We start from the raw sequence: 8,265 nt of genomic DNA, 5'->3' as shown, positions 1-8,265 counted from the left end.
CGTACTGGAACAGTCGGGATCACCGGTCGGCGTCGTCCAGGCTTTGTCGGCGTCCGCGATCCTGCGGGTCACGCTGACGGGACAGGCCGCCAGCGCCGCGACGGTCCCGATGTCGGGCCGACGGGACGCGCTCGCCGGGACAGCCGCGTGCATCCTCGCTGCCGAAGGCATCGGGCTCGCCCGCGAGAACGTCACGGTGACGGTCGTACGCCTCGACGTCGAGCCGGCTCCGGCCTTCGTAGTCACGGGCTCCACGACCTTCGGGGTTCTCGTCCATTCCTCCGACGATGCCGCGCGGCGTGCGGCCATCGACGAGCTCGATACGGCGTTCCGGGACGTCGCGCGACGTCGTCAGCTGGAGATCGGCATCGAACACAGCGTCGATCCCGATGCCACTCGCTGTGATCCCGGCATCGTCTGCCTGTTCGAACGCGCCGTGGAAGCGTCCGGCCACCCCGTCGTGCGGCTGGCCCAGGGCGCGACGACCGACGCCATCAATCTGGCTGTGCTGGCACCGATCGGATCGGTGCTGATCCGGTGCCGGGATGGCATCGGTTGGGGGCCGGGTGGGATCGTCGACCCTGCAGATATCGCAGTCGGACTGGACGTTCTGACCGATGTCGTCAGCGCGTTGGCGAGCGGCTCGGCCACGACATGGCCCAGCGGACGATGAGCCGACGCGTATCCCGTCAGCGTGCCCGGTCGCTGCCCGCCGGCCGCTCGGCGATCGCCACCGCCTCCGATGAGAACACGCGCTTCGACGTGCCGTCGCTTTCACGCCGATCCGAGATCATGCGCAGGTTCATGTTCAGGCCGGGCGAGAACCATCGCTGCGTCGTCACGACCGGATCGGTCGGCTTGGCGTCCGACGGCTCCTCGACGATGTGGACGGTCGGGAACGTACACGCGCCGACGCGCACAGGCTCCTCGCCGAGATACGTGGCCTTCGTGACCGGGCGCAGGACCTCGGTCACCTTGCCATCCCTCAGGAGTGTGCTGGTCGCGCCGTACTCGCCCGGCCTACCAGCCGCAATCGACACGTTGGTGAGGCCTTCGGGAAAGACCGTCTCGATCGATCGGCTTCCACTCTGGTAGTAGGTGTCGAAGCCGTTGCGACGGTCGAGATGATACGTACGGCCCGAGGCCCACCGCCCAGCGATACGGATCGTATCGCCCTGGCGCTCCGCATCGACGACCAGGTCGCCCGCGCTCGTCGTCAACGTCAACGAATAGGGTGCACCCGATTGGTCCAGCCGACATACCGATGGCTCATCGGCAGCACGACCCGGTGCACCCAGTGCGATCGCTATCACGGCGGTGACCACCGAGATGCCTGCGCTGCGCATGCCGTTCTGCTGTGCCATCTGTGACGTCCCGATGTATCGGCCGCTACGCACAGATGAGCGACCGGATGCGACAGGATTATGTTTGGCTCGAAACGCGCAGATGCTCGGGACCAAACAACCCCCAATGCCCGATCATCGTACCCCAGATCGCGGGGCGATCCGACACAACTGACAATCCTGACAATCGGTCGGTGGTGGCGACCCAATAGAAAAAGCCCCGGCAATACGCCGGGGCCTTTTCCGATCGACGAGACCGATCGAACGGTCAGTACGAGCGCGACGTCGTGGTCGTGGTCGCCGGACCGGTCGAAGCTGGCACCGTGTTCGTGGTCGTCGCCTTGTTGGCCTGGTGACGCCCGACTGCGCAGCCCGCGGCCGCACCGGCGATGCCATGGCCGACCATGTGGCCGGCAAGGCCTCCGACGACGGCACCCTTGATGCAGCCCTTGGCCTCGGCCTGTCCAACGCCGGCCAGGGCGGTCAAGGCGAGGATGGAAACGGCGGTCAGCGCGCGCATGCTAAATCTCCAGGATCAAATCTGGCTCTGAAACGTAGAGCGCTCGCATCCCGTTCCGCACCGATTCGTGCGACCGGGTTCCCTTCGCCCCTGCTCGGACCCGTCGCGCGTGACAGACCAGGCCCTTCCCGACCCGCTCTGCGCCCTCGTTGTCGACGATGACACCTTGATCCTGATAGATGCCGTCCTGATTCTGGAGGACGCAGGGTTTCGCGTGTTCGAGGCGATGAACGTCGCTGACGCGCTCGCCGTCCTCGACCGGCACCACCGCGACATCCACCTGCTGTTCACCGACGTGCACATGCCGGGCGATTGGGACGGGTTCGCCCTAGCACGTCGGACGGCCGAGCGCTTTCCGCACGTGGCCATCGTAGTCGCCTCCGGTGAGGCCAAACCCGGCCCTGACGATCTACCCGAGGGCGCGACGTTCATCGCCAAGCCCTTCAGCGCCGAAGTCGTCCACCATCACGTCCGCAAGACGATGCCGGACGAGAAACATCCGCCACAACTCCGGCGGACATCGCCCCGCCATCCCGGCTAGCCCCATTCGTTCGACGCCTCACTCGATGCCCGCAACAGGGACACGATCGCGTTTCACGTAAGGCAATGCGGTCCAGCAATCCCAATACCTTGAACATTTGGGGAACGTGCGACGAATTGCGTTTGTCGAAACCGTGCGTGAATCACGAGGTCACGCCCGGTAGCGCAAACATTTAATTCGTCGGATCTCCGCGCTTCGGTGCTATCAACGCCCGATGATCGACCGCAGCGCGCCCGCGAGCTTCGACTGGGGGCCTCCCCATGCGGTCAATCCGATCAGCGGCACAGCCGCACGCGGGTTCATCGGCTTCGTTCAGGGATCGAGCACCGTAGTGATGCTCGTCGGCGTTGCGGTTCTCGGCGGGTACGCCCTGCACCGGCCGATCCTGACGACGCTGCACCCCACGCTCCAGGCGATGTCGGTGCTCACCGCGACCGGCCTGATCCTATCAGCCATCGCCGTGAGCGCGAGCAGCCTAGGATGGCGGCGGCTCGCCAGCCTCTCATCCACGCTGGTTCTGGCTCTCTCCCTGACGATCCTCTTTAGCCATACAATTACGGGCGCGGACAGCATCAGCGCGCCGCTGGCGGCGCATCTGTTCGGCTACGATCCCGCTCTCGCCGGGCGAACGTCCATCGCCACGGCGACGGGCCTGATGCTCATCGCAGTCAGCGTTCTCCTCAGTGCTCGGGCACACGTTCAATCGACGGCCGTCGGCGACGCCTGCGCCGGGCTGGCCGGCTTGATTAGCGGCCTGGCCCTGATCGGCTACGCCTATGGCGTGCGCGATCTTTACGCGTTCAACCCGTTCAATACGATCGCCCTGCACACGGCCACGGCCCTGTTCCTGCTCGCCCTCGCGGCGATCGTCGTCCGACCGGATCGCGGGACGGCAGCGGTGATCGCCTCCACCCTGGCGGGCGGCTGGCCGACGCGGCGGCAACTCGTCGTGACGTTGCTCATCCCCGTCCTCGGAGCCTTCCTTCTGCGCGCCACCGACGCCCAGAAAGTCGGGCCCGGCATGGCCATGGCCCTCCTAGTCTCGCTCACCGTCGCGGTGCTGATCCTGCTGATCTTGCGGGACGGGCGCGTCCAGAACGATCTCGATCGCGAGCGGCGAAGTCGCAACGCCATCCTCACGCAGGCGCGGACCGTGCTGGAACGCGATCTCGCCGGACGGGTCGAGGCGCTCGACACGGAAACGCGCGAACGCCTGAAGGCCGAGGATGCGCTACGCCAGTCGCAGAAGATGGAGGCGATCGGTCAATTGACCGGCGGCGTCGCCCACGACTTCAACAACCTGCTCACCGTGATCCGCTCCTCGAGCGAGCTGCTGCGTCGTCCGAACCTGCCGGAACCTCGCCGCCTCCGCTACGTCGAGGCCATCGCCACCACTGCCGAGCGGGCCGCCAAACTGACTGGGCAGCTGTTGGCATTCTCACGGCGGCAATCGCTTAAGCCGGAGGTGTTCGACGTCGGCCAGAGTGTGGCCGCCATTACCGAGATGATCGGCACGCTGACGGGTGCACGCATCCGGATCGCAGTCCGCGTGCCCGACGAGCCGTGCTTCGTCGACGCCGACCCGAGCCAATTCGACACCGCCCTGGTCAACATGGCGGTCAACGCACGCGATGCCATGTCCGGCGAAGGGACGCTGACGGTCACCGTTGGACCGAGCGCTGGCATCCCGGGGGCTAATTCATCGTCTGCCCCTGCTGATGGGTTCGTCGCGGTGGAGATCACTGACACCGGCACCGGTATCGTAGTGAGCGATCTGGAACGGATTTTCGAGCCCTTCTTCACGACGAAGGGCGTCGGCCACGGCACGGGGCTTGGCCTGTCCCAGGTGTTCGGATTCGCCAAGCAGTCTGGCGGCGAGATCCGGGTCGCCAGCACGCCTGGCAAAGGCTCGACGTTCACGCTGTACCTGCCGCGGGTCGCCGGGATGAGCCGCGTGGCGGTCGTAGCGAGCGAGATCGAGCCGCTGGTCGACGGCCACGGCACCTGTGTGTTGCTCGTCGAGGACAACACCGATGTCGGCGCGTTCGCGGCGCAAGCGTTGCAGGAACTCGGTTACACCACAGTGTGGGCGACCGATGGGCCTCAAGCCCTCGCGGAATTGGCCAAGGATGCTGGTCGGTTCGACGTGGTATTCTCGGACGTCGTTATGCCGGGCATGACGGGGATCGAACTCGGACAGGAGATCCGCAAGCGGTACCACGACCTGCCGGTGGTGCTGACCTCAGGGTACAGCCACGTGCTGGCGCAGAACGGCACCTACGGGTTCGAGCTGCTGCACAAGCCGTACTCGGTCGAGCAGCTCTCGCGTATCCTGCGCAAAGCCGCGACGTGGCAGCGGCGACGACGCATTCTGAACGGCTGAAGCGTCGCTCAGCCTTTGCTCAGTCGCCGGTGATTGGCTTGTACCTTCCGCCGGTAGCCGCGGACGACCTTGTTTGGCGTGCCCCCAAGGGCGATCGTCGCCGCAGCTTCGCCGACGGCTTTGACCTTCTCGGTCACCATCAGCCGCCCTTCTTTGCGCGCCTTCGGGCCGCCGAGCATGAACATCGCCATCCGCTGACCGATGACGATCTACGCCTCGACGCCGAGCATCGCGAGTTCGGTGCCCATGGTGACCAGGGATGCGGTCTTGCCTGGTGATCTCCGACGCACGCGCATGGTGTGTTCTCCGATCCTAAAGTCCGGAAGAACAACGCGCGTCAGGCGGCTTCCTTCCGCGTGACCACCAGGGCCCAGATCGTCGCCGGGATCCAGCCGATCAGAGTGATGTGCAGAAGGATGCACAGAATGCCCTGGATCACCTTCCCGCGCAGGAACATCGCGAGCCATGGCGCGAGGATGCAGATGAGGATCATAACCATGGGGTGTCGGTCTCCAGAACTGCGACCGAACCCGGTCGCAATCGGATCGTTCCAGATGCGTCGATCACATTCGGTCCGCTCGCCGCCACCGGCTATAGTGCAGCGGTGGACCGAGACAGATTGACCGCGCCAAGGGGCTCACGCCGCTTCACGCCGTCTGTCGTGGCAAACGGCGCAGCGCACCCTCTCGCCGCGACGGAATGCCGAGCTAGTTCGGACCCCATGCAAAGCTCGGCTGCACTGCCACTGGACACCTTATCTCGCGATGAACTCGAAGCCGAAGTCCGGCGTCTGCGCGCGCAGTCGACCTCCGTCGCCGAGATGTTCGAGCAGGCCCCGGGATTCATCGCGCTGTTGAGCGGTCCCGAGCACCGGTTCACGCTGGCCAATGCCGCCTACCGGTTGATCGTCGCAGGCCGCGATATCACCGGCCGCGCCGTCGCCGAGGTGCTGCCGGAGGCGGTCTCGCAGGGCTATGTCGACCTGCTCGATGACGTTTTGCGGACGGGTCGAGCCCACAGAGCGTCCCGCGCTCGGTTCGAGGTCCGGATCGGGCCGGACGGCCAGGCCTCCGAACGGTATCTCGACTTCGTCTATCAACCCGTGCGCGACGCCGACGGTGCCGTCACCGGCATCTTCGTGGAGGGACACGACGTCACCGATCAGACCGTCGCCGAGGCCGCGCTCCGCGAGAGCGAAGCGCGATACCGAACCCTGTTCGAGAGTATCGAAGTCGGATTCTGCATCATCGAGATGAAGTTCGAAGGCACACGGGCCATCGACTATCGGATCGTCGAGGCCAATCCGGCCTTCGTTCAGCAGACCGGGGCCGACGTCGTCGGGCAATGGGTCAGCGCGTTCGCGCCCAACTTGGAGCAGCAGTGGTTCGACACCTACGGGCATGTCGCCCTGACCGGTGAGCCCGCGCATCTCGAGCATTACGCCGAGGTCTTCGGTCGCTGGTTCGACGTGCGGGCCTTGCGGACCGGCGAGCCTGACGCGCATCGGGTCGCGATCTTCTTCTCGGACATCACCGACCGCCGCCAGATCGAGCAGCGCGCCGAGGCGGGTGAGCGCGACTTGCGCCTGATCACGGACGCGCTGCCGGTTCTCATCGCCTTCATCGGCGACGATCAGATCTACCGCTTCGCCAACAAGGCCTACGAGGACTGGTTCTTCAAACCCGCCCATGAGGTCATCGGGCAAGACGTCAAAAGCCTCATCACGGCCGAGGGCTATGCGCTGCGCTGGCCTTTCATGGAGCGTGCGCTGGCCGGCGAAGCGGTCGCCTTCGAGATGGACTGGCCGCATCGGGACGGGAGCCCCCGGATCGCCGAGATCCGCTACCTGCCTCGCCGCACCCACGGGCGCGTCGACGGCTACCACGTCTTCGTGCAGGACGTGACCGCCCGCAAGCAGACGGAGGCCAACCTCGCTCGACAGGTCGCCGCCCGGACGGCCGAGCGCGATCAGATCTGGCAGGCGTCGTCCGACCTACTCTGTGTCGCCAACTTCGAGGGGTACTTCGTCAGCCTCAATCCCGCATGGGCCGCGACGCTGGGCTGGACCGAGGCCGAATTGAAGGCGCGGCCGTTTCTCGAGTTCGTCCATCCCGACGATGTCGGCGCGACCGAGACGGCCGCCGGCGGATTGCTTCGCGGCGAGGCGCAATTCACGTTCGAAAACCGCTACCGTCACAAGGACGGCAACTATATGTGGCTGTCTTGGAACGCGGTGCCACGCGACGGACTGATCTACGCGTCCGTCCGCGACGTCACGGCGGCAAAGCGTCAAGGCGAGGCGCTGCGACAGGCCGAGGAAGCCCTGCGCCAGTCCCAGAAGATGGAGGCGGTCGGCCAGCTGACCGGCGGCGTCGCGCACGACTTCAACAACATGCTGACGATCATCCGCTCGTCCGTCGATTTCCTGCGCCGCCCCGATCTGCCAGACGCCCGGCGCGCCCGGTACATGGACGCCGTCTCCGACACGGTGGATCGCGCCGCCAAGCTGACGGGACAGCTCCTCGCCTTCGCCCGGCGACAGGCGCTCAAGCCCGAAGTTTTGAATGTCGGTGAGCGCCTACGGAGCCTCGCGGACATGCTCGATACGGTGACCGGCGCGCGCGTCCGGGTGACGGTCGATGTGCCGGACGATCCGTGCTTCGTGCGCGTTGACGTGGCTCAGTTCGAAACGGCGCTAGTCAATCTTGCGGTCAATGCCAGGGACGCGATGGACGGCGAAGGCGCGCTTATCTTGCGCCTCGTCTGCGGCGCGTCGATGCCCGCGATCCGCGGCCATGGCGGCGGCCCTGGGCCCTTCGCCAAGGTCGTCCTGACCGATACAGGCTGCGGGATCCCCGAGGCGGATCTCGCACGGATCTTCGAGCCGTTCTTCACGACTAAGGACGTCGGCAAGGGGACCGGGCTCGGACTTAGCCAGGTGTTCGGCTTCGCGAAGCAATCCGGTGGCGACGTCGAGGTCGCCAGTACGGTCGGCCAGGGTACGACGTTCTCGCTCTACCTGCCGGAGGTTCAGGCCGAGCGCGACGACGAGCGCGACGAGGAGGATACGGGACCGGCCCCGGTTGGGACCGGCCAGCGCATTCTCGTGGTCGAAGACAACCTCGAGGTCGGACGGTTCGCCACGCAGATCCTGGAAGACCTCGGCTATCGGACCGAGTGGGTGACCAACGCCGAGACCGCGCTCGAACGCCTCGGAGCCGACGGGGGCGGGTTCGAGGCCGTTTTCTCGGACGTGGTCATGCCGGGCATGGGCGGGATCGCACTCGCCCAGGAACTGCGACAGCGCCTGCCCGCGATGCCGGTTCTGCTGGCGTCCGGCTACAGCCACGTGCTCGCTGAGAACGACGCCCATGGGTTCGAACTGCTGCACAAGCCGTACTCGGCCGACCAGCTGTCTCGAATTCTGAGGCGCGTGACCCGAAGGCGGCGCGCGAGGCTGAGAGGGTGAAATACCGCC

At 66.0% G+C, this 8,265-nt stretch carries 7 protein-coding genes and 1 pseudogene; 4 read left to right on the top strand and 4 right to left on the bottom strand.

Annotation, left to right across the window (positions count from 1 at the left end):
* Nucleotides 1-673: pseudogene (locus AO398_RS28825) on the top strand (hypothetical protein); the annotation flags it as partial.
* A gap of 16 nt (nucleotides 674-689) precedes the next feature.
* On the opposite strand, the gene AO398_RS16050 reads toward AO398_RS28825, so the two are convergent.
* Nucleotides 690-1,364 carry a hypothetical protein gene (locus tag AO398_RS16050; protein ID WP_058193117.1) on the bottom strand — a complete coding sequence of 225 codons (675 nt, stop codon included), beginning with the start codon at nucleotides 1,362-1,364 and terminating at the stop codon, nucleotides 690-692.
* 247 nt (nucleotides 1,365-1,611) lie between these two features.
* Complete coding sequence (locus AO398_RS16045) at nucleotides 1,612-1,863, bottom strand: hypothetical protein (RefSeq protein WP_244498798.1); 252 nt, start codon at nucleotides 1,861-1,863, stop codon at nucleotides 1,612-1,614.
* 109 nt (nucleotides 1,864-1,972) lie between these two features.
* Here AO398_RS16045 and AO398_RS16040 point away from each other — a divergent pair, with 109 nt between their 5' ends.
* Together AO398_RS16040 and AO398_RS16035 are read left to right on the top strand one after the other, a co-directional pair.
* Entirely contained in the window at nucleotides 1,973-2,404 is a 432-nt protein-coding gene (locus AO398_RS16040) for a response regulator (RefSeq protein ID WP_058193116.1), read from the top strand.
* A 214-nt stretch (nucleotides 2,405-2,618) separates the two neighbouring features.
* A complete protein-coding gene (locus AO398_RS16035; RefSeq protein WP_058193115.1) occupies nucleotides 2,619-4,787 on the top strand; it encodes an ATP-binding protein in 2,169 nt (722 codons plus the stop codon).
* Between the two features lie 8 nt (nucleotides 4,788-4,795).
* Here AO398_RS16035 and AO398_RS16030 read toward each other — a convergent pair whose 3' ends face one another.
* Together AO398_RS16030 and AO398_RS28360 are read right to left on the bottom strand one after the other, a co-directional pair.
* A complete protein-coding gene (locus AO398_RS16030) occupies nucleotides 4,796-4,978 on the bottom strand; it encodes a hypothetical protein (RefSeq protein WP_348272365.1) in 183 nt (60 codons plus the stop codon).
* A gap of 146 nt (nucleotides 4,979-5,124) precedes the next feature.
* A complete protein-coding gene (locus tag AO398_RS28360) occupies nucleotides 5,125-5,286 on the bottom strand; it encodes a YqaE/Pmp3 family membrane protein (RefSeq protein ID WP_201025781.1) in 162 nt (53 codons plus the stop codon).
* A gap of 222 nt (nucleotides 5,287-5,508) precedes the next feature.
* Here AO398_RS28360 and AO398_RS16025 point away from each other — a divergent pair, with 222 nt between their 5' ends.
* Nucleotides 5,509-8,256 carry a PAS domain-containing protein gene (locus tag AO398_RS16025; protein ID WP_058193114.1) on the top strand — a complete coding sequence of 916 codons (2,748 nt, stop codon included), beginning with the start codon at nucleotides 5,509-5,511 and terminating at the stop codon, nucleotides 8,254-8,256.
* Nucleotides 8,257-8,265 lie beyond the last annotated feature (9 nt).

The sequence above is a fragment of the Methylobacterium sp. GXS13 genome (assembly GCF_001455965.1).
Taxonomy (GTDB): Bacteria; Pseudomonadota; Alphaproteobacteria; order Rhizobiales; family Beijerinckiaceae; genus Methylobacterium.
The sequence above is the reverse complement of the archived record's forward strand: the minus strand, read 5'-3'. Positions and strand labels throughout refer to the sequence as shown.

Coding starts and splice junctions, on each gene's coding strand:
- AO398_RS16035 (WP_058193115.1), top strand. CDS start 2,619: ATGATCGACCGCAGCGCGCCCGCGAGCTTCGACTGGGGGCCTCCCCAT.
- AO398_RS16045 (WP_244498798.1), bottom strand. CDS start 1,863: ATGCGCGCGCTGACCGCCGTTTCCATCCTCGCCTTGACCGCCCTGGCC.
- AO398_RS16030 (WP_348272365.1), bottom strand. CDS start 4,978: ATGGCGATGTTCATGCTCGGCGGCCCGAAGGCGCGCAAAGAAGGGCGG.
- AO398_RS16025 (WP_058193114.1), top strand. CDS start 5,509: ATGCAAAGCTCGGCTGCACTGCCACTGGACACCTTATCTCGCGATGAA.
- AO398_RS16050 (WP_058193117.1), bottom strand. CDS start 1,364: ATGGCACAGCAGAACGGCATGCGCAGCGCAGGCATCTCGGTGGTCACC.
- AO398_RS28360 (WP_201025781.1), bottom strand. CDS start 5,286: ATGGTTATGATCCTCATCTGCATCCTCGCGCCATGGCTCGCGATGTTC.